At 39.4% G+C, this 19,100-nt stretch carries 31 protein-coding genes and 1 tRNA gene; 27 read left to right on the top strand and 5 right to left on the bottom strand.

The features are described from left to right. Positions 1–45: 45 nt before the first annotated feature. Positions 46–1,494: a helicase gene (locus tag O5633_RS07380; protein WP_269608988.1), complete on the top strand. Its 1,449-nt coding sequence runs from the start codon at positions 46–48 to the stop codon at positions 1,492–1,494. Positions 1,495–1,532: 38 nt separating this feature from the next. Continuing rightward, positions 1,533–1,772 carry a DUF2839 domain-containing protein gene (locus tag O5633_RS07375; protein WP_269608987.1) on the top strand — a complete coding sequence of 80 codons (240 nt, stop codon included), beginning with the start codon at positions 1,533–1,535 and terminating at the stop codon, positions 1,770–1,772. A 20-nt stretch (positions 1,773–1,792) separates the two neighbouring features. On the opposite strand, the gene recA is transcribed toward O5633_RS07375, so the two are convergent. The 5 genes from recA to O5633_RS07350 all read right to left on the bottom strand — a co-directional run bounded on the left by recA (position 1,793) and on the right by O5633_RS07350 (position 5,583). Beyond that, entirely contained in the window at positions 1,793–2,926 is a 1,134-nt protein-coding gene (gene recA / locus O5633_RS07370; RefSeq protein WP_269608986.1) for a recombinase RecA, read from the bottom strand. Positions 2,927–3,038: 112 nt separating this feature from the next. Then, complete coding sequence (locus tag O5633_RS07365) at positions 3,039–3,815, bottom strand: HAD family hydrolase (protein ID WP_269608985.1); 777 nt, start codon at positions 3,813–3,815, stop codon at positions 3,039–3,041. 13 nt (positions 3,816–3,828) lie between these two features. Next, positions 3,829–3,900: transfer RNA gene (locus O5633_RS07360), tRNA-Gln, on the bottom strand. A gap of 183 nt (positions 3,901–4,083) precedes the next feature. Next, positions 4,084–5,106, bottom strand: a complete 1,023-nt coding sequence (locus O5633_RS07355) for an LdpA C-terminal domain-containing domain (protein ID WP_269608984.1) — start codon at positions 5,104–5,106, stop codon at positions 4,084–4,086. Between the two features lie 12 nt (positions 5,107–5,118). Further along, a complete protein-coding gene (locus O5633_RS07350) occupies positions 5,119–5,583 on the bottom strand; it encodes an NAD(P)H-quinone oxidoreductase subunit N (RefSeq protein WP_269608983.1) in 465 nt (154 codons plus the stop codon). A gap of 370 nt (positions 5,584–5,953) precedes the next feature. Here O5633_RS07350 and rplC point away from each other — a divergent pair, with 370 nt between their 5' ends. From rplC to rplQ, 25 genes are all read left to right on the top strand, one after another. Then, positions 5,954–6,610, top strand: a complete 657-nt coding sequence (gene rplC, locus O5633_RS07345; RefSeq protein WP_269608982.1) for a 50S ribosomal protein L3 — start codon at positions 5,954–5,956, stop codon at positions 6,608–6,610. 2 nt (positions 6,611–6,612) lie between these two features. Further along, positions 6,613–7,248: a 50S ribosomal protein L4 gene (rplD, locus tag O5633_RS07340; protein ID WP_269608981.1), complete on the top strand. Its 636-nt coding sequence runs from the start codon at positions 6,613–6,615 to the stop codon at positions 7,246–7,248. Continuing rightward, positions 7,241–7,552 (top strand): 50S ribosomal protein L23, encoded by a 312-nt coding sequence (locus O5633_RS07335; RefSeq protein WP_269608980.1) that lies wholly within the window; start codon positions 7,241–7,243, stop codon positions 7,550–7,552. The genes rplD and O5633_RS07335 overlap by 8 nt, the downstream gene beginning before the upstream one ends. A 4-nt stretch (positions 7,553–7,556) precedes the next feature. Next, a complete protein-coding gene (rplB, locus tag O5633_RS07330; protein ID WP_269608979.1) occupies positions 7,557–8,420 on the top strand; it encodes a 50S ribosomal protein L2 in 864 nt (287 codons plus the stop codon). Between the two features lie 35 nt (positions 8,421–8,455). Beyond that, the gene (rpsS, locus tag O5633_RS07325) at positions 8,456–8,731 is read left to right on the top strand and encodes a 30S ribosomal protein S19 (RefSeq protein ID WP_269608978.1); all 276 of its coding nucleotides are present in this window, start codon (positions 8,456–8,458) and stop codon (positions 8,729–8,731) included. Between the two features lie 2 nt (positions 8,732–8,733). Continuing rightward, positions 8,734–9,114 (top strand): 50S ribosomal protein L22, encoded by a 381-nt coding sequence (gene rplV / locus O5633_RS07320; RefSeq protein ID WP_269608975.1) that lies wholly within the window; start codon positions 8,734–8,736, stop codon positions 9,112–9,114. Then, positions 9,114–9,848 carry a 30S ribosomal protein S3 gene (gene rpsC, locus O5633_RS07315; RefSeq protein ID WP_269608974.1) on the top strand — a complete coding sequence of 245 codons (735 nt, stop codon included), beginning with the start codon at positions 9,114–9,116 and terminating at the stop codon, positions 9,846–9,848. Before rplV ends, rpsC begins: the two co-directional genes overlap by 1 nt. Positions 9,849–9,860: 12 nt before the next feature. Next, positions 9,861–10,346 carry a 50S ribosomal protein L16 gene (rplP, locus tag O5633_RS07310; protein ID WP_269608973.1) on the top strand — a complete coding sequence of 162 codons (486 nt, stop codon included), beginning with the start codon at positions 9,861–9,863 and terminating at the stop codon, positions 10,344–10,346. Then, entirely contained in the window at positions 10,343–10,555 is a 213-nt protein-coding gene (gene rpmC / locus O5633_RS07305) for a 50S ribosomal protein L29 (protein ID WP_269608972.1), read from the top strand. The genes rplP and rpmC overlap by 4 nt, the downstream gene beginning before the upstream one ends. A 9-nt stretch (positions 10,556–10,564) precedes the next feature. Further along, positions 10,565–10,831: a 30S ribosomal protein S17 gene (rpsQ, locus tag O5633_RS07300; RefSeq protein WP_269608970.1), complete on the top strand. Its 267-nt coding sequence runs from the start codon at positions 10,565–10,567 to the stop codon at positions 10,829–10,831. Next, positions 10,828–11,193 (top strand): 50S ribosomal protein L14, encoded by a 366-nt coding sequence (gene rplN, locus O5633_RS07295; protein WP_011295463.1) that lies wholly within the window; start codon positions 10,828–10,830, stop codon positions 11,191–11,193. Before rpsQ ends, rplN begins: the two co-directional genes overlap by 4 nt. 47 nt (positions 11,194–11,240) lie before the next feature. Next, a complete protein-coding gene (rplX, locus tag O5633_RS07290; protein WP_269611330.1) occupies positions 11,241–11,552 on the top strand; it encodes a 50S ribosomal protein L24 in 312 nt (103 codons plus the stop codon). A gap of 93 nt (positions 11,553–11,645) precedes the next feature. Then, the gene (gene rplE / locus O5633_RS07285) at positions 11,646–12,185 is read left to right on the top strand and encodes a 50S ribosomal protein L5 (RefSeq protein ID WP_269608969.1); all 540 of its coding nucleotides are present in this window, start codon (positions 11,646–11,648) and stop codon (positions 12,183–12,185) included. 19 nt (positions 12,186–12,204) lie between these two features. After that, entirely contained in the window at positions 12,205–12,606 is a 402-nt protein-coding gene (gene rpsH / locus O5633_RS07280) for a 30S ribosomal protein S8 (protein ID WP_269608968.1), read from the top strand. 17 nt (positions 12,607–12,623) lie between these two features. Next, positions 12,624–13,163, top strand: coding sequence for a 50S ribosomal protein L6 (gene rplF / locus O5633_RS07275; protein WP_269608967.1), 540 nt, complete (start codon positions 12,624–12,626; stop codon positions 13,161–13,163). 33 nt (positions 13,164–13,196) lie between these two features. After that, a complete protein-coding gene (rplR, locus tag O5633_RS07270; protein WP_269608966.1) occupies positions 13,197–13,565 on the top strand; it encodes a 50S ribosomal protein L18 in 369 nt (122 codons plus the stop codon). A gap of 14 nt (positions 13,566–13,579) precedes the next feature. Beyond that, on the top strand, positions 13,580–14,206 hold the full coding sequence (gene rpsE / locus O5633_RS07265) for a 30S ribosomal protein S5 (protein ID WP_269608965.1): 627 nt from the start codon (positions 13,580–13,582) through the stop codon (positions 14,204–14,206). A gap of 5 nt (positions 14,207–14,211) precedes the next feature. After that, positions 14,212–14,664 (top strand): 50S ribosomal protein L15, encoded by a 453-nt coding sequence (rplO, locus tag O5633_RS07260; protein WP_269608964.1) that lies wholly within the window; start codon positions 14,212–14,214, stop codon positions 14,662–14,664. Positions 14,665–14,724: 60 nt separating this feature from the next. After that, on the top strand, positions 14,725–16,044 hold the full coding sequence (gene secY, locus O5633_RS07255; RefSeq protein WP_269608963.1) for a preprotein translocase subunit SecY: 1,320 nt from the start codon (positions 14,725–14,727) through the stop codon (positions 16,042–16,044). A gap of 21 nt (positions 16,045–16,065) precedes the next feature. Then, on the top strand, positions 16,066–16,614 hold the full coding sequence (locus O5633_RS07250; RefSeq protein ID WP_269608962.1) for an adenylate kinase: 549 nt from the start codon (positions 16,066–16,068) through the stop codon (positions 16,612–16,614). Between the two features lie 44 nt (positions 16,615–16,658). Continuing rightward, positions 16,659–16,775: a 50S ribosomal protein L36 gene (gene rpmJ, locus O5633_RS07245; protein WP_011295453.1), complete on the top strand. Its 117-nt coding sequence runs from the start codon at positions 16,659–16,661 to the stop codon at positions 16,773–16,775. 113 nt (positions 16,776–16,888) lie between these two features. Continuing rightward, complete coding sequence (rpsM, locus tag O5633_RS07240) at positions 16,889–17,254, top strand: 30S ribosomal protein S13 (protein ID WP_269608961.1); 366 nt, start codon at positions 16,889–16,891, stop codon at positions 17,252–17,254. Between the two features lie 63 nt (positions 17,255–17,317). Continuing rightward, positions 17,318–17,710 carry a 30S ribosomal protein S11 gene (gene rpsK, locus O5633_RS07235; RefSeq protein ID WP_011295451.1) on the top strand — a complete coding sequence of 131 codons (393 nt, stop codon included), beginning with the start codon at positions 17,318–17,320 and terminating at the stop codon, positions 17,708–17,710. A gap of 51 nt (positions 17,711–17,761) precedes the next feature. Then, positions 17,762–18,700, top strand: a complete 939-nt coding sequence (locus O5633_RS07230) for a DNA-directed RNA polymerase subunit alpha (RefSeq protein WP_269608960.1) — start codon at positions 17,762–17,764, stop codon at positions 18,698–18,700. Positions 18,701–18,739: 39 nt separating this feature from the next. Continuing rightward, positions 18,740–19,090, top strand: coding sequence for a 50S ribosomal protein L17 (gene rplQ / locus O5633_RS07225; protein WP_158467287.1), 351 nt, complete (start codon positions 18,740–18,742; stop codon positions 19,088–19,090). Positions 19,091–19,100 lie beyond the last annotated feature (10 nt).

The raw sequence follows: 19,100 nt of genomic DNA, 5'->3' as shown, positions 1-19,100 counted from the left end.
TAGGGCAACATGATTAAAAGAATTTATTGATAAAAGGTCCTACTAATGCTTGAGGTGAATTCACATAAACATCTAAAAAAATACTATCAAAACAATCTTGCTCTATGGCCTCATAATTTGACCCTAGCTAGATTGATCTCTAGAAGCTTAAGTCGTAAAGATAATACTTTTATTCAATTGTCAAATGACAGTAAAAATTTTTGGTGGCCTGGTCTTTTGATTCCACTTTGCTTGTATAACAATAATATTGTGCTGATTCTTTCAGAGAGACAAAATCGACTCTTGTTTGAAGTGGAATTACCAAAGTTAAGATCTAGTCAATTAGGTTTTGATTATGTAGAAGGAATTGAATTAATTCCTTCAGACAAAAAAATTTGGGTTCTAAGATATCAAGATCTTACTTCTGCAAATGAAAAAGATTTATTAAAAAATCGCCAATTAATTTTTATTGAATCTGAGTTTATTTCTAGTGAGCTAAGAGAATCGATGTCTATTAAAATTACTGCAAAAGATTGGGAGAATTTGCTTACTTCTCACTCACATTTTGAAGTCCCAATTATTGAATTTCATGAGCGTCTAAGTCGAAGTCTTTTCAGTCAGTCCCAAAGTTCTGATGCTGTTATAAGAATTGATTATAGGGAACTTTTAGCATTAAAAGAAATTCTCAAAGATGACTTACCTTCAGAAATGCCTTGGAAACGAGCTCTTAATGTCGTCAACGATGAATGGGTGACATGGGCAAAACTAGATAATAAAAAACTTAGTTGGGACTGGTATATTCAACCCTTGCTTCCTTTGCAGACTCTCTCAGGCTTGCTATCAAAAAATACTCTTTTGATGCTGAATAACTTAGGTCAAAGTGATTCTTTCTTTTTAGATTTAAATAGGAAAAAATTTACTTTCGATGTGAAGGTGAATTTAGGGAATAAATTTGATCAAGAACCTACACCTTTATTTGTTCCTAAAAGACAACCTTTGCCAAATACATCTCACTTTTATCGTCATATTATAAGACAATGTCAAAGATTAATTCTTGGTCGTACTCATTCAACTATTATTTTGGTAGATGATGTGCAACTACGACTTCAGATAACTAGTGAATTAGCTGGGGAATTTGGATTGAGAGTCGTTCATGAAACTACTAATATTAAGACTAATGGAATTATTTGTTGTAGCTGTAATTGGTGGATTATTAATCAGTACAATTTGCCAACTCCAGATCAATTAATTTTTCCAGTGATTCCATTGCCTACTTTAGAATCACCCTGGATTGCCGCTAAAGTTGAAATGCTTAAGCATCAAGGTCGTGACTGGTTTCGAGAATTCCTTTTCCCAGAAACCATTACTACTCTTCTTAAATCGCTTGTAATCATTAGGGGTAAAGATGTTCGAGTCGCCATACTTGACGGCCGTATGCACTATAGAAGTTGGGGAAAACTAATATTCGAAGCTCTTGAACCATGGGTCTCTTTAGAGCGCTTATTGCCTTATTAAAATCAATCTCTTAGATTAAAAAATATTGTTTTTTTATAATGGGAGAAGCACGCCGAAGATCTGAGCAAGGCTTGAAACCTCGTGGTAAGAAAAACCCTAGGAATGAGTCACCTCGTATTGTCTCTTGGTTTCCTGTTACACAAGCGCAAAGAGATCAATTTATACAATTAAGTGTTCGTGCAGGATGGGTAGGTATTGCTGCTTTAGTTATTCTTTGGATCATTGTTCGCTTTGTTGGACCTGCTGCAGGGTGGTGGATTCCTGCTGATATCAGATAAACCATAGTATGTTTTTACCTTTAACCGTTCGCTGAAACTTGGCTTAGGTTTGGTCGTGATGAAGCCTGTCGAGCAGCTGCCGCTAACGGTCTCATTGAATTAGCACTTACTTCTGAGCCTTCAGTTAATTTTTCTTTGACTAATTTTTCAATTATTTCTTTTGATTCAGGATTTTGTTCAAGCCAAGTAATGGTATTATCTCTCCCTTGCCCAATATTGTCACCTTCATAGCTATACCACGCTCCTTTACGAGTAACAACATTAGTCTCATCTGCTAAATCAAGAAGACAACCAAGAGTACTAATTCCTTTTCCAAAAAGAATATCAAACTCGGCTATTCGGAATGGAGGTGCAACTTTGTTTTTTGCGACTTTCACTTTTGCACGAATTCCATATTCTTCAGTTCCTCTCTTTAAAGTTTGAATACGACGAATATCTAATCTTACTGAGGCATAAAATTTAAGAGCATTTCCACCAGTTGTTGTCTCTGGATTCCCATATGTAATACCAATTTTTAGACGTAATTGATTTAAGAAAATTACTGTGCAACCAGACTTGCCAATGTTTCCAGTGATTTTTCTCATTGCTTGACTCATTAGACGAGCTTGAGCACCTACTGAATGATCACCCATTTCTCCTTCTATCTCTGAACGAGGCGTAAGTGCAGCGACTGAATCAACAACAACTAGATCGACTGCAGCAGATCTAATAAGTTGGTCAACGATTTCCAAGGCCATCTCGCCTGTATCTGGCTGAGATACGAGAAGATTCTCTACATCAACACCAAGAGAAGCTGCATAGACTGGGTCAAGAGCATGTTCTGCATCTACAAATGCAGCAACTCCGCCATTACGTTGAATCTCAGCTATCGCATGTAATGTCAGCGTTGTCTTCCCAGAACTTTCGGGACCATAAACTTCAATTACACGTCCTTTGGGATAGCCGCCACCAAGAGCTAAATCAAGAGTTAAGGCACCCGTAGATATTGTTTCTACCCGCATCTTTGACGCGTCCCCAAGGCGCATGATCGAACCCTTCCCGAAATTGCGTTCTATTTGCCCAACCACTAAGCTCAATGCTTTTTCTTTTTCTCCAGATTTTGCGACTATTTTCTTAGGTTCAGTTGATTGGAGTGACTTACCTTCGTTTGACATGACAAATAACGTTAATTCAGAGGAATAACAACAGACGTTGGGATTGATGATGAAATACTCAGCTCCTCAACGAATAGCAATTAAACCGATAGTACAGACGTACGCTATTAAGTCAAGACCACTTAGAAATAGGTTTTCGTAAAGTATCTGAATTTAATAATTTGATACCGGAAGGAAGATTATTTTTATCCTGAGGTTTTAAGTATCCCCAACTTGCTAAGTAACAAGGGATAGATTTCAGCTTTGGATCTTCCAAGACTTTTTCTAAGGTAGTTCTTCGATCTTCAATAAAACCTTGAATTATTCTTGTCTGTAAGAGTTGGTTTAAGACATCAACTTTACTTCCTGATTCGTGACCGAAAACAAGCTTTGGCTGAAGATCGAAACAATCCAAAAGTTTTTTTGTGAACTCAATACTTTTTGTTGTTAAAACAGCAAATTCAATACCTTCCCTCTCAAGTGTCTTGAGGCGTTGAGTGACTAAAGAAAAAGGCTGATGAAAATTTAACCACTGATTAAAATTATTTGATATTGCTTCTCTCCTAGTTTGATTTAAAGCTTCTTGTAATTGAAAAGGTGTCCAACCCCAGTTTTCAAGAGCTAAGGAGCATTCTTTTTGATAATTTCTTGAGAAATTTTGTAAACCTTTTAAGTTTAATTGACTAGTTTTATTTGAACATTCAGCAGCCAGAATAACCATTTCCCAACCATGATGAACCCATGGCCTCATTGCCTTAAAAGCTTTGGGAATCTCACTAGGAAAAGAAATAATTTCTTGTTCTTTGGCAGAAAGTATATTTAGACAAGTTTGACGAGAACTTGACCAATACTCCTTAATGCCGTCAACGATGACGCCATCAAAATCAAGAACAAGTAGAGGCTCTATCACTAACTGTTGAAAACTGGGCCGCTAGGATTCGAACCTAGGAATGTCGAGACCAAAACCCGATGCCTTACCACTTGGCGACGGCCCATTGTTCCAGATCTATGTTTGCACTTGAAAGACATAGATTTGGATTCTTTCTATTAGATAATTGCATATTTGATTCAATCCTGTCATGTCTTTATCCAGTTTTTTTTAGTGAATCGGTAGATTTCTTCATTAATACAGCTCAACGCGGGCTTTCGAATGATTGATTTAGCTAGGGGAAATTCAATTATAAAGATTTTCTTATAAGCCAAGGATTTATAAGTTGTTTTGCCTCTGCAAGAGCCGCCTCCCAGCCTTCAGGCCATTCTCTAAGACTAATTCTTTTTCGTTGAGCCTCTTCTAACCATGGTTGGATTATCTTTCTTGCTTTCCCTCCAAAAGCAACTCCTTCAGGCCCCTTAATCTCTGGTAAGTACTTAATGGTTGATTCATTAGTCCCTCCAGCAAGTTGTAAGGGGCCTGGTGGAGCTATTGGGCGTATTCTTTCCCAGAGTTTTACTGCAATTTTGGCCGCACCTGCTCCGAGATCTCCACTCATTCGACGCCCATCAATTTGCCAAAGAGGTTTTTGATTATGAATTCTCAGGAATTTATGTCGCAGCCAAAGTTCTTCTGCTAATTTTTCATGGTTTATTCCATGCCCTTGTAAACCGCAGCTGACAGATAATCGTTGTAGCTCCAGATCGACTTTAAAAATCTCCTTGATTGTTTTTTCAAATTCTTGGCCTCTTCCTGGGGCAGTATGGATTTCTACTGCATCTGGTCTGATAGTTTTTAACAACGGAGCAAAATCTTTCAGAGTTAGTCTTCGATCCTTTTCTTGAATGATTCCTAATGGGCATGAATCAATACATCGGCCACATCCATAGCATTTATTAGCCTTTACACCACCTTCGTTTTCAATCGCGTGAGCTGGACAAATGCTTTGACAGGGTCTTAAACAATTCGAAGGACATAGGTCTGGATTAAACCAAGCTTTGCGAAAATGTGCATCTTTTCCATCACTTAAGCTGATCATCAGCCATGGTTTTTTTCCATAAGTTTCGAAAACCCAATCAATAGCATTGCGAGCAGCATGGATAACAGCTTCGTCGGCAGCTAGGTCAATGCAATGCACCCCTGCAGCTCCATAAATTGAGCAAAGATCATTTATTGCAGCTAAGTCTTGATTACTTGCGCCACAAATTAATTTTACCCAGTTACCTTTTTTGAGAGCTTCAGAATTGCAAATCGAATTTTGAGTAATCACCTTGATGAGTTTCTAATCTCTATTGATGAATTCATTTAATGGTTGCCATTTAATACTTCGAGCTCCTCCCATCTCAATAACAATTTTGATTCTAGGTTCCTTTTGGCAGAGATTATTTATTGCTAATAGTTCTGACTTGGACAGGACTTGACCTTCTAACAACCATAGAACCAAGGGTTTATTTTCGACTAACAATTCATTTAGTTGAGGAATAACTTGTTGAACTTCCCCTAAGGCCCCATTTCTCCCAACATTTTGATGTCCCAAATGTGGTGGTCTGATTCCATGTAATTGAGTAAGAAAGACAACTGGATCTCCTAATCCTCTAGCGGAAGTTATCTGTGTTTGATATCCGCTAGCTCTAAGTCTTCGAAGTAAACGAGTTTCTGCTCCGCCTTCTAATGGGCTAAGGATGGCAAGGCAGCCGAATGATTCAAGATCAGTGCGAAATTTCTGACCAGAGAGTAATAAAGGCATCCTTAAATCAAATTCTTTATCTTATTCAAGTGAAGCATCACACAAAATGGGTGTTAATAGTGTAATCTTTTAAGTTGCTAAAGCTTTTCTATGCCCGCCCGCTAGCCGGGCCTCTAGACGCTTGAGCAGACTAGACGTTTGCGTTTAGTCTTTTTGGCCAGTGCAGAAGAATTTATTTTCTTTTGTCGAGATACTCTTTGAACTTTTTAAAAAGTTTGAAAAAGTCTCAGCCAGCTGATTGTCGCTAGCATTTTTCCAAATAATTTGAACTTCAATTAACTTCAACTTTTTTGGCTAGATAAGCGATTTAATTCAGATTCCAAGTCTCTCTCTTTACAGATTGACCTTTGAGCTGGCGTTTATTTAACTCATGTCTTTAGGAATCCTAGGTAAGAAGTTGGGTATGTCCCAACTCTTCGATGATCAAGGCAGAGCCGTTCCAGTCACTTTGATCGAAGCGGGTCCCTGTCGAATCACTCAATTGAAATCTGCAGATACGGATGGCTATGCCGCTGTACAGATAGGTTTCCAATTGATTCGTGAAAAACTTATTAACAAGCCTTCAAAAGGTCATCTTGCAAAATCAGGAGATGACCTTTTGCGTCATCTTCGGGAGTACCGAGTAGAAAATTCAGGTGAATTTCAACTTGGAGCCGCAATAACTGTCGATGATTTCGAACAAGGTCAAAAAGTTGATGTTAGTGGCGACACCATGGGTAGAGGATTCGCAGGCTATCAAAAGCGACATGGTTTTAGCCGCGGGCCTATGAGTCACGGTTCAAAGAATCATCGATTGCCTGGTTCGACAGGCGCTGGAACAACTCCTGGTCGTGTTTACCCTGGGAAAAGGATGGCTGGTCGTATGGGCGGTAAAAAAGTCACTACCAGAGGCCTTGAAATTTTAAAGATAGATACAAATCACAATTTATTAGTTGTAAAAGGATCTGTTCCAGGGAAGCCTGGATCTCTTTTAAACATAAGACCTGCCAAAAGAGTTGGCGTTTCTACTCAGCAAGGAGGTAAATAATCATGACTAACTGTACTGTTCTTGATTGGCAAGGAAAAGAGGCTGGAGAATCATCAATTGATTTGAAAACTGCCAAAGAATCCTCGGCGGCAGATTTATTACATCGTGCTGTTTTGCGTCAACAAGCTCACAGCCGTCAAGGTACTGCAAGTACTTTGACTAGATCTGAGGTTCGAGGCGGCGGCCGTAAACCCTACAAGCAAAAGGGTACTGGTAGAGCAAGGCAAGGCTCAATCAGGACTCCTCTTCGACCAGGAGGTGGAATTATCTTTGGTCCCAAGCCTCGCAAATATAACTTGGAAATGAATAGGAAGGAACGAAGGCTAGCTCTTCGGACTGCTCTAATGAGTAGGATTTCAGACGCAAAAATAATTAAAGACTTTGGTTCAAAGCTAGAAGTTCCTAAAACAAGCGAAATTCTTGCTCTACTCCAGCGAGTAGGCATCAATGCTGATGCGAAAATTCTTATTATTCTCAATAAGCCATCAGAAATTATAAAGCGCTCAATTAGAAACTTAGAAAAGATAAAGCTTATCTCTGCTGATCAATTAAATGTGTTTGACCTTCTCAATGCCAATTCTTTGGTAATAGGCGAAGACGCATTATCAACCATTAAGGAGGTCTACGGTAATGACTAAATTTTTTGATAATCGACTTACTGATGTGATTAAGCGTCCTTTGATAACCGAGAAGGCTACAAAAGCTTTGGATCTAAACCAGTACACTTTTGAAGTCGATCCAAGAGCAGCTAAGCCTGACATAAAAGCTGCTGTGGAAAAGATGTTTGATGTCAAGGTTCTTGGTATTAGTACTATGAATCCCCCAACAAAAAGCAGAAGAGTTGGTAGGTTTTCTGGAAAGAGACCTCAAGTGAAGAAGGCTGTGGTTCGCCTAGCAGAAGGCAACTCAATACAGTTGTTCCCAGAATCAGAGGAGGGTTAAAACAATGGCCATAAGAAGTTTCAAACCTTACACACCTGGTACTCGTACAAGAGTAGTAACTGACTTTAGTGAAGTTACATCCAATAAACCTGAGCGCTCACTTGTCGTATCCAAACATCGAAAGAAAGGGCGTAATAACAGAGGGGTAATTACTTGTCGTCACAGAGGAGGAGGGCATAAAAGGCTATATAGGATTGTTGATTTTCGTCGAAATAAGCATGGCGTTTCGGCCAAAGTTGCGGCAATTCATTATGACCCACATCGGAATGCAAGACTTGCTCTAATCTTTTACTCTGATGGTGAAAAGAGATACATTCTTGCACCTGCGGACATAACAGTTGGGCAAGAAGTTATTTCAGGTCCAGATGCACCAATTGAAATTGGTAATGCTTTACCACTTTCTTCAATGCCTTTAGGTTCGAGCGTTCATTGTGTTGAACTTTATCCAGGTCGAGGCGGACAGATGGTTCGTACAGCTGGAGCTAGCGCCCAAGTCATGGCTAAAGAAGGAGATTACGTTGCGTTGAAATTACCTTCAACTGAGGTTCGTTTAGTCAGAAAGGAATGCTATGCCACCCTTGGAGAGGTTGGTAATTCTGAGATTAGAAATACAAGCCTAGGAAAAGCTGGAAGAAGAAGATGGCTTGGCAGACGACCTCAAGTTAGAGGAAGTGTCATGAATCCATGTGATCACCCACATGGAGGAGGAGAAGGAAAGGCACCTGTTGGACGTGCTGGTCCTGTGACACCTTGGGGTAAAGCTGCTCTTGGTTTGAAAACCAGGAAGAAGAACAAGCCAAGTAATAAGTATGTTCTTCGAAAACGACGCAAGGTATCTAAACGGAGTAGAGGAGGTCGCGATTCATGATTTCTATCTTTCTTTACCAATTCTTTTAAACAGTTATGGGACGTTCACTAAAAAAAGGGCCATTTATTTCAGACAGTTTGCTTCGTAAAATCGAGAAGCAAAACTCTAATGACGATAAAGCTGTCATCAAAACATGGTCCAGAGCCTCAACAATTTTGCCAATGATGATTGGCCATACAATTGCTGTTCACAATGGAAAGAGTCACATACCCGTTTTCATAACTGAGCAAATGGTTGGACACAAGTTAGGAGAGTTTGCACCAACTCGAACCTACAGAGGTCACATCAGAGATAAAAAAGGAGCACGCTAATCATGACTACTTCATCTACCAAAACGACAGCCCAGGCCCATGGGCGTTATATTCGCGGATCTGCTTCAAAAGTTCGACGTGTCCTTGATCAAATAAGAGGAAGAACTTACAGGGATGCTTTGATCATGCTTGAATTTATGCCTTATCGATCAACTGAGCCAATAACAAAAGTATTGCGATCAGCTGTTGCGAATGCAGAAAACAATCTTGGTCTTGAACCTTCTTCGCTGGTGATTAGCACTGCTACCGCTGATATGGGCCCACCAATGAAACGTTATAGGCCTAGGGCCCAGGGCAGAGCATTTGCAATTAAAAAGCAGACATGCCACATCAGCATTGCTGTTTCGGCCACTCAATCAACCAATTCTGAGGACTCAGACTGATGGGACATAAAATTCACCCCACTGGAATTAGGCTTGGCATCACCCAAGAGCATCGTTCTAAATGGTATGCACCAAGTAAAACTTATCCTTTACTACTCCAAGAAGATGATCGGATCCGCACTTTCATCAAGAAAAAGTATGGAGCAGCAGGGATAAGCGATGTATTGATTGCTCGAAAAGCAGATCAGCTTGAGGTCGAATTAAAAACTGCTAGGCCAGGAGTAATTGTTGGTAGGCAGGGAAGTGGTATTGAAGAACTCAGATCTGGTATTCAAAAAACAATCGGTGATAGAAATAGACAAGTACGCATAAATGTAGTCGAAGTAGAAAAAGTTGATGCAGATGCTTATCTTCTTGCCGAATATATTGCTCAGCAACTAGAAAAGCGTGTTGCCTTTAGACGAACTATTCGAATGGCGGTTCAAAGAGCACAAAGAGCTGGTGTCTTAGGTCTTAAAATACAAGTAGGCGGAAGGTTGAATGGCGCTGAAATCGCACGTTCTGAATGGACTCGAGAAGGAAGAGTTCCTCTCCACACTTTGAGAGCAGAAATTGATTATGCAACCAAAGTTGCTAGTACAACCTATGGAGTTTTAGGAATCAAAGTATGGGTTTTCAAAGGTGAAGTTCTTCCTAAAGAAGAACAGCCATTACCTGTTGGTTCTTCTCCTAGACGCAATAGGGGGAATCGAAGACCTCAACAATTTGAGGATCGTTCCAATGAAGCTAAATAAGGAGTTTTAATCATGCTTAGTCCCAAAAGAACTAAATTTCGCAAACAACAGAGAGGCCGTATGCGTGGCGTTGCTACTAGAGGCAACAAAATCGCTTTTGGTCAGTTTGCATTGCAAGCTCAAGATTGTGGTTGGGTTACCTCAAGACAAATCGAGGCAAGTAGACGAGCGATGACTCGTTATGTAAAAAGGGGAGGACAAATTTGGATTCGTATTTTCCCTGATAAGCCCGTAACGATGAGGCCTGCTGAGACAAGAATGGGATCTGGTAAAGGTAACCCAGAATTTTGGGTTGCAGTTGTCAAGCCTGGTCGAATCTTGTTTGAAATGGGTGGCGAAGAAATTACAGAGACAATTGCAAAAGAGGCAATGCGTCTTGCTCAATACAAGCTGCCAGTAAAAACAAAATTTATTTCCCTAGATGAAGATCTCAATAAGGGAAATTATAAACCTGCTAAAACGCCAGTTGCAGCAGATGATTCGGAGTCATCATCATGAGCAAAACAACTACGAAAGATGTAAGGAATCTCTCTGATTCCGAGATATCAGAAAAGATTGAAAATCTTCGTAAAGAACTTTTTGATCTTCGTTTTAAGCAAGCCACTAGACAGCTAGCTAAAACTCACCGTTTCAAAGAGGCACGAATTGAATTGGCACAACTTTTAACGGTTACTAACGAGCGAAGCCGCTCAAACACATCATCTTGATTTTTAGTTATGGCACTTAAGGAAATGGTCGGCACTGTTGTCAGTGACAAAATGCAAAAAACAGTAGTTGTAGCTGTGGAAAATAGATTTCCACATCCTATCTACCAGAAAATTATTAGTCGTACGACTAGATATAAAGCTCATGATGCAGAAAATCATTGCAAAGTGGGTGACCGAGTTCGTATTAAAGAGTCACCTCCTATGAGCGCTCACAAACGTTGGACGGTTACAGATGTTCTTGTTAAGGGTATGAAATCTAAGGAGGCTGCAAAATGATTCAGCAAGAAACATTCTTAACCGTTGCAGATAATAGTGGCGCCAAGCGTTTGCAATGTATTCGAGTCTTGGGTTCCAATCGTCGTTATGCTCACGTAGGCGATGTGATCGTTGCTTCTGTTAAAGATGCGATGCCAAATATGGGAGTCAAAAAATCAGATGTGGTGAAAGCGGTTGTTGTTCGTACTAGAGCAACAATGCGAAGAGAGACTGGAAATTCAATACGCTTTGATGACAATGCTGCTGTTCTTATCAATGATGATCAAAACCCAAGAGGAACGAGGGTATTTGGTCCTGTCGCACGAGAATTAAGAGAACGCAATTTTACTAAAATCGTCTCTTTAGCACCGGAGGTTATTTAGTCATGCCAGCAATTAACAAAACCAAAGCTTCTGCTGATCGGATCAAAATGAAGATCCGCAAAGGAGATACAGTTCAGATTATTTCTGGAAAGGATAAAGGTAAAACCGGCGAAGTCCTTCAAACACTTCCCTATGAAAATAGAGTTGTAGTTCAAGGAATTAATCAAAGAACAAAGCATGTAAAAGCATCACAAGAAGGAGAAACTGGTCGAATAGAGACCAAAGAAACTTCTTTGCATGCTTCAAATGTAATGATCTACTCAACCAAGGAAAAAGTTGCTAGCAAGGTTGAGATTTTTGTAGATAAAGATGGCTCAAAGAAACGACGATTAAAGAAGACAGGAGAATTAATTGATTAATTAATTCACTTTTCCTTTGTCTGAATTAACTAAAGCAGACTTTCTTACCTAATTGAATTCTGACCAAGACCAGAGTCAACTTTTTTTCCAGCCATGTCACTAAAAACCCGCTATCGAGAGACAATAAGACCAAAGCTTTTAAAAGATCTTGGTCTGAAAAATGTTCATCAAGTTCCAAAGGTGCAGAAAGTCACTTTAAATAGAGGACTTGGTGAAGCTGCATCTAATTCAAAAGCTTTAGAAGCTTCTCTAGCAGAAATGGCAACAATTTCTGGGCAAAAAGCTCTTGTGACAAGGGCCAAAAAAGCTATTGCTACATTTAAGATCAGACAGGGAATGCCTATAGGTTGCGCAGTCACACTTAGAGGTGATCGAATGTATGCATTTTTGGAAAGGTTCATTAATTTGGCACTTCCAAGAATCAGAGATTTTCGTGGTGTCAGTCCAAAAAGCTTTGATGGCCGAGGAAATTACACCATTGGAGTCAAAGAGCAACTTATTTTCCCTGAAATTACTTTTGACAAAGTCGACACCATTAGAGGCATGGATATCACAATTGTGACCAGTGCTTCCTCTGATGAACAAGGTAAGGCTCTTCTTAGTGAAATGGGAATGCCCTTCCGTAAAAATTGAGTTTGATTAGCTAAATACTATGGCCAACCACGATCCAATTTCAGACATGCTCACTCGCATACGAAATGCAAGTGAAAAACGGCATGAAAAAACTAAAGTCCCTGCTTCAAGAATGTCTCTTAGTATCGCTAAGGTTCTTCAGCGAGAGGGATTTATTGCAGATATCAATGAAGAAGGAGAAGGCTTTCGAAAGCAGCTCATTCTTGGATTGAAATATACTGGTAAGCACCGCTCACCCATTATTCGTTCAATGCAACGAGTGAGTAAACCAGGATTAAGGATTTATAAAAATACTCGAGGATTACCAAAAGTATTAGGAGGCCTTGGAGTCGCAATAATTTCTACCTCTAAGGGAGTCATGAGTGATCGTGACGCTCGTAAACAAGGTGTTGGAGGAGAAGTCCTCTGCTATGTCTGTTGATTGATTAGGTATTTATTATGTCTCGTACTGGAAAAAAACCAATCTCCCTTCCTGAAAAGGTAGATGTAAAACTTGAAGGACTTTCTATTACTGTTAAAGGTCCAAAAGGTGAATTGCAACGAACTCTTCCTGATGGAGTAAGCCTAAGCAAAGAAGACAACACTATTGTTGTTAAACCAATAAACGAAAAGAGACAGTCCAGGGAAATGCATGGGCTATGTAGATCGCTTGTGGCCAATATGGTTGAAGGAGTTAGTAATGGTTTTACAAAAAAACTTGAGATTGTTGGTGTTGGCTCAAGAGCCCAAGTAAAAGGAAAAACTCTTGTCGTTAGCGCCGGTTATAGTCATCCTGTTGAGGTTGTGCCTCCAGAAGGTATAACTTTCAAAGTTGAAAATAATACAAATGTTACTGTCACTGGATCTGATAAAGAATTAGTTGGCAATGAAGCTGCCAAAATAAGAGCAATTAGACCTCCAGAACCTTATAAAGGGAAGGGAATCAAATATGAAGGAGAACAGATAATTAGAAAAGCTGGTAAGTCTGGCAAAGCTTAATCTTGCTTATTTGTTTTTTAAAATTTTTTAGCCATGTCAAAACTCTCAAGAAAACAACAGACACAAAAACGACATAAACGCTTGAGGAGAAACTTAAGCGGAACAGAAGCTCGACCAAGACTTGCTGTTTTTCGTTCTAACAACCACATCTATGCTCAAATAATAGATGATGATGCTCAAAACACTATATGTGCTGCATCAACCCTGGATAAAGACTTGAAATCTTCGTTAACAGCCAATGCTGGAAGTTGTGATGCCTCTACAGCAGTAGGTGAGCTTGTTGCGAAAAAAGCTTTATCAAAAGGCATCAAACAAGTTATCTTTGATAGAGGTGGGAACATCTATCATGGCAGGGTTAAAGCTCTAGCCGACGCTGCCAGAGTGGCAGGCTTGAACTTTTAATTATTGCTTTAATAATGACAGACACCAAAAACCAGTCTCAAAATAAAAGAACTTCTGGTTCATCAGATGCTCCTCCTGCTGCAGATGGAAGGCAGGAAAACCGTCGAAATAGAGGCGATAAACGTGGAGGAAGGAGAGACAGAAGAGGACAAGAAAGAGACTCTGAATGGCAGGAACGCGTTGTCCAAATTAGAAGAGTTTCGAAAACAGTCAAAGGGGGGAAAAAAATGAGTTTTAGGGCGATAGTTGTAGTAGGAAATGAAAAAGGTCAAGTTGGAGTTGGAGTAGGAAAAGCAGGAGATGTCATTGGAGCTGTTCGTAAAGGTGTAGCTGATGGAAAAAAACATTTGGTTCGTGTCCCTCTAACGAGAAACAACTCCATTCCAACTCTCTCTAATGGTAGAGATGGAGCAGCAAGTGTATTGATACGTCCTGCAGCTCCTGGTACGGGTGTAATTGCAGGGGGCTCAATTCGTACTGTTTTAGAATTGGCCGGAATAAAAAATGTACTTGCTAAGAGATTAGGTAGTAAGACCCCTCTTAATAATGCTCGTGCGGCAATGGTTGCATTAAGTGAGTTGAGAACTCATAAAGCCACAGCCAAAGAGCGTGGTATTTCACTTGAGCAGATTTATTCTTAAAAATCATGACTATTAAATTGGAATCCCTTCAATCAAATAAAGGATCTAGGCGTAAAAAAATGCGGAAAGGTCGTGGTATAGCTGCTGGACAAGGAGCTAGTTGCGGATTTGGAATGAGGGGGCAAAAATCCCGATCTGGAAGACCTACTCGGCCAGGATTTGAGGGTGGTCAAATGCCTTTATATAGGCGGGTACCAAAATTAAAACATTTCCCAATAGTTAATCAGAAAAGTTTTACTGTTCTCAACGTTTCCAGTTTGAATGAATTGAAAGCAGGAACTGTTGTTAATCTTGATTTATTGGTGAAAGAAGGTATTTTGACAAAGCCAAAAAATCCTCTCAAAATTCTCGGTAACGGTAAATTAGAAGTGAAATTGACTGTTCAAGCTGCAGCGTTTACAACATCGGCCAAAAAGAAAATTGAAGACGTTGGAGGGACATGTGAGTTATACACCTAATTTATTTTTTATTAAAAATTCTTTTTTATACATTAGCATTAAATAAATTCACATAATTCAATGTTAATTAGTCGTGGTCGAAATCCAAGTGCAGGTGAAGTAATTACTCAGCTTTTAAGTAACGAGGAACTTAGAGGAAGAGTTTTTACTACCTTGGGTTTATTATTAATTGTTCGATTGGGAATTTATATTCCTATGCCTGGAATAGATAGGGAGGCTTTTAAAACTTTTATTGATCAAGGCGGGCAACTAATTGGATTTCTTGATATTTTCACAGGCGGTGGTATTTCAACTTTGGGTATTTTTGCATTAGGTATTCTGCCATTCATTAATGCATCAATAATTATACAGTTGCTCACAGCTTCTTTACCTCAATTAGAAGACCTACAGAAAAACGAGGGGGAAGCAGGAAGAAGGAAGATTGCTCAAATCACTAGATATGTTGCTTTAGGGTGGGGATTAGTACAAAGTACAGTTTTTGCCTTAATTCTTAGACAATATTCAGTCGAAGGCCTTGGAGAAACTGAATTTGTTGTTCAAACATCTCTGGCATTAGTTACTGGATCGATGATAGTTATGTGGCTCAGTGAGATTATTACTGATAAAGGAATAGGCCAAGGAGCTTCTTTAGTTATTTTTTTGAATATTGTTGCAACTTTGCCTAAGGCACTTAGCTCTACTATTGAAAAAGCTCAGACTGGTGATCGAGCAGATGTTCTTGGAATAATAATTCTTTTGATAGTTTTTTTAATAACCATAGTAGGTATTATTTTTGTTCAAGAAGGCGCTAGAAGAATTCCTATCGTAAGTGCAAAAAGTCAAATGGGAGGAACAGCCCTCTTGCCAAGTAGACAAAGTTACCTTCCTCTTAAGTTGAATGCGGGAGGTGTCATGCCAATAATTTTTGCCTCTGCATTGATTTTTCTTCCAATAACAATTGCAAATTTCACTCAAAACCCCTTACTTATTAAGGCTGCTAGTTCACTGAATCCAGGTTCGTCTAATCCATGGCCATATGCAATAACCTTTTTTGCATTGATTTTGGGATTCGCTTATTTTTATGCTTCCTTAACAATTAATCCAATAGATATTGCGTCTAATTTAAAAAAAGGTGGTGTCGCAATCCCAGGTGTAAGGCCAGGAGGGTCTACTTCTAATTACCTTTCAGGTGTTCAAAACCGTCTAACTCTTCTAGGCGGATTGTTTCTTGGCTCAGTAGCAATTGTTCCTGCTGCAGTAGAGAGAGCAACTAATGTTCAAACTTTTCAAGGGCTTGGAGCCACTTCATTGTTAATTTTGGTAGGAGTTGCAATAGATACATCTAAGCAGGTTCAGACATATGTGATATCTCAAAGATATGAAGGATTAGTACGTCAATAAAATCTTTACTATGATTTTCATATGAAAAAGAAACTATTATTCCTTGGTCCACCTGGGGCAGGTAAAGGCACCCAAGCAAATCTTTTTTGCAAGAAATACGGATTAAATCATCTTTCAACTGGAGATTTGCTTAGAGATGAGGTTTCATCAGGATCTGTATTAGGACTTAAGGCTGCTGAGATTATGAATAAAGGAGAATTAGTAAGTGATGAATTAGTTTTATCAATTGTTGAGGGAAGATTGCTAAATATTAATGATGGTTGGTTGCTTGATGGTTTCCCTCGAAACGTTAATCAAGCTAATTCTCTAAAAATTCTTTTAGAAAAAATCAATCAACCTTTAGAAGGTGTGATTTTAATAAAAATTGCAGACGAATATTTAATTAAAAGACTTTTAGGAAGAGGAAGACAAGATGATAATGAACAAGTAATTGTTAACAGACTTCAAATATATAGAGATAAAACTTCTCCTCTTATTGATTTGTATAACAAACAAGGAATTCTTGAGGAGATAGAAGGTAATGCTGACATAGATGTTGTTTTTTCATCTATTGAGAAAGCTTTAGGCTGATGATGTAGTAAAGTTATAGTTTGGAAATAGGAGAGTCTCACCAAATGAAGGTTAGATCCTCAGTCAAAAAAATTAGTCCTGACGATCAGATCGTTAGGCGCAGAGGCCGGATCTATGTGATCAACAAGAAAAGGCCTCGAAACAAACAGCGTCAGGGCTGATTCCTGACTTCTTTTAGAAGCCCTTAACGATTAATTTTCTTCTCGTTAACTTCTTAAGCAATGTCATCATTAATTTTGATGATTTTAATTGTCCTCTTCGATTTTATTCCTAAGTGGCACGGATTTCAGGCATCGACATACCTCGCGAAAAGCGGGTAGAAGTTGCTCTTACATACATCTATGGTATCGGCTTAACCAGAGCTCAAAAAATCCTTGAAAAATCAGGAGTTAATCCTGATATTCGTGTAAAGGATTTAGACGATAGTGATGTTCAGAAGCTTAGAGCTGTTACTGAAGAATTCACACTTGAAGGAGATCTGAGGCGCCAAGAAGGAATGGCGTTGAAACGACTTCAAGATATAGGATGTGTACGTGGACGTAGGCATAGAATGAGTCTCCCTGTTCGTGGACAGCGAACTAGAACTAATGCTCGTACTCGTAGAGGAGCCAGGAAAACTGTTGCAGGAAGAAAGAAATAATTTCTTAAGTCTCCTGTTACCACTTGTTAATTTACTAAATCTTTTTAAATAAGGAACAGCCAAATGGCTACAACCTCAAAGAAATCCGGTTCTAAGAAATCAAAGCGCAACGTTCCAAATGGAGTTGTGCATATTCAAAGTACCTTCAATAACACCATTGTCTCAATTACTGACACTTCTGGTGAAGTCATTTCATGGTCATCAGCTGGAGCAAGCGGATTTAAAGGGGCTCGAAAAGGTACTCCTTTCGCTGCTCAAACCGCTGCTGAACTTGCAGCCCGAAGAGCTTTAGAGCAAGGAATGCGACAAATAGAAGTTCTTGTAAGAGGTCCAGGCTCAGGTCGTGAAACCGCAATACGGGCATTGCAAGTAGCTGGACTTGAAATTACTTTAATCAGAGATGTAACTCCTCTCCCTCATAACGGTTGTAGGAGGCCTAAACGCAGACGCGTTTAAATTCTATTCACATTAGTGAACTTTTCTTTTTTTTCCACATCGCATTAGACCGTGTTGCAATACCAGATTGACAGGATCGATCATCAAGTTTCTAACGATCGTTCCCAAACAGGCGTCTTCCTAATTGGACCTCTTGAAAGAGGTCAGGCAACCACTTTGGGTAATTCTCTACGCAGAGTATTAATGGGCGGACTCGAAGGCAGCGCAGTTACTGCCGTTAGGATTGCAGGTGTAAATCATGAATATGCAACCATCCCTGGTGTGAGAGAGGACGTTTTAGACATTCTTCTAAATTGCAAACAAATTGCCGTTGATAGTCGCAGTCAAGAACTTGAAATAGGAAGGATTGTTGTGACTGGTCCAGCTGAAGTTAAAGCAAGGGATATTCAGTTCTCATCTCAAGTTGACGTTGTTGATGGTGATCGTCCAATAGCAACAGTCCATGAGGGTCACAACCTTGAACTGGAATTACATGTAGAAAGAGGTGTTGGATATCGACCCGTTGATAGAAGGAATGAAGAGACAAGCGCAATTGATTTGCTTCAAATTGATGCTGTCTTTATGCCTATAAATAGAGTTAATTTCACTATTGATGAAACTGCTGTAGCTGAGGGAGGTTCTACTAGAGAAAGATTGAAGATGGAGCTAGTTACTGATGGATCTACCTCTCCTGATGATGCATTAGCGGAAGCTGCGAATCAATTAATCGAACTTTTTCAGCCTCTTGCAACTGTCTCAATGGTAGAAGAGATTCCAGAGGAACCAGAACCTGCTGCAGAGGCTCAAATCCCCCTTGAAGAGCTAAACTTATCTGTACGAGCTTACAACTGCCTAAAACGTGCCCAAGTTAATTCTGTTTCAGATTTGATGGGTTTCAGTTATGAGGATTTGTTGGAAATTAAGAACTTCGGTTCTAAATCTGCTGATGAAGTTATTGAAGCTCTAGAAAGAATTGGAATTTCTATTCCACAAAGTAGAACTTCTGCATGACTTTCAGTTTTATTCCTACTACGTTTCAAAGCTAATCAAATGCGTCATCAACGTCGAATTCCACAACTGAGTCGCCCTGCTGATCAAAGGAAGGCACTTTTAAGAGGATTAACTACTCAACTAATTCGTGAAGGTAGAGTTACTACAACCAAAGCTAGGGCAAAAGCTTTGAGAGATGAAACTGAAAGAATGATTACTTTGGCTAAGGATGGCAGTCTTTCTTCAAGAAGAAGAGCTATTGGTTATGTATACGATAAGCAATTGGTTCATGCACTTTTTGAAAAGGCCCAAGAGCGTTATGGTGATCGCCAAGGGGGATACACGAGAATCGTGAGAACTACACCAAGAAGAGGAGATAATTCTGAAATGGCTATTGTTGAGCTTGTATAGGGTATTAATT

The sequence above is a fragment of the Prochlorococcus marinus str. MIT 1013 genome, assembly GCF_027359395.1.
Lineage (GTDB): Bacteria > Cyanobacteriota > Cyanobacteriia > PCC-6307 > Cyanobiaceae > Prochlorococcus_B > Prochlorococcus_B marinus_E.
Note: the sequence above shows the minus strand (reverse complement) of the source record. Positions and strands in the feature narration are given on the sequence as shown.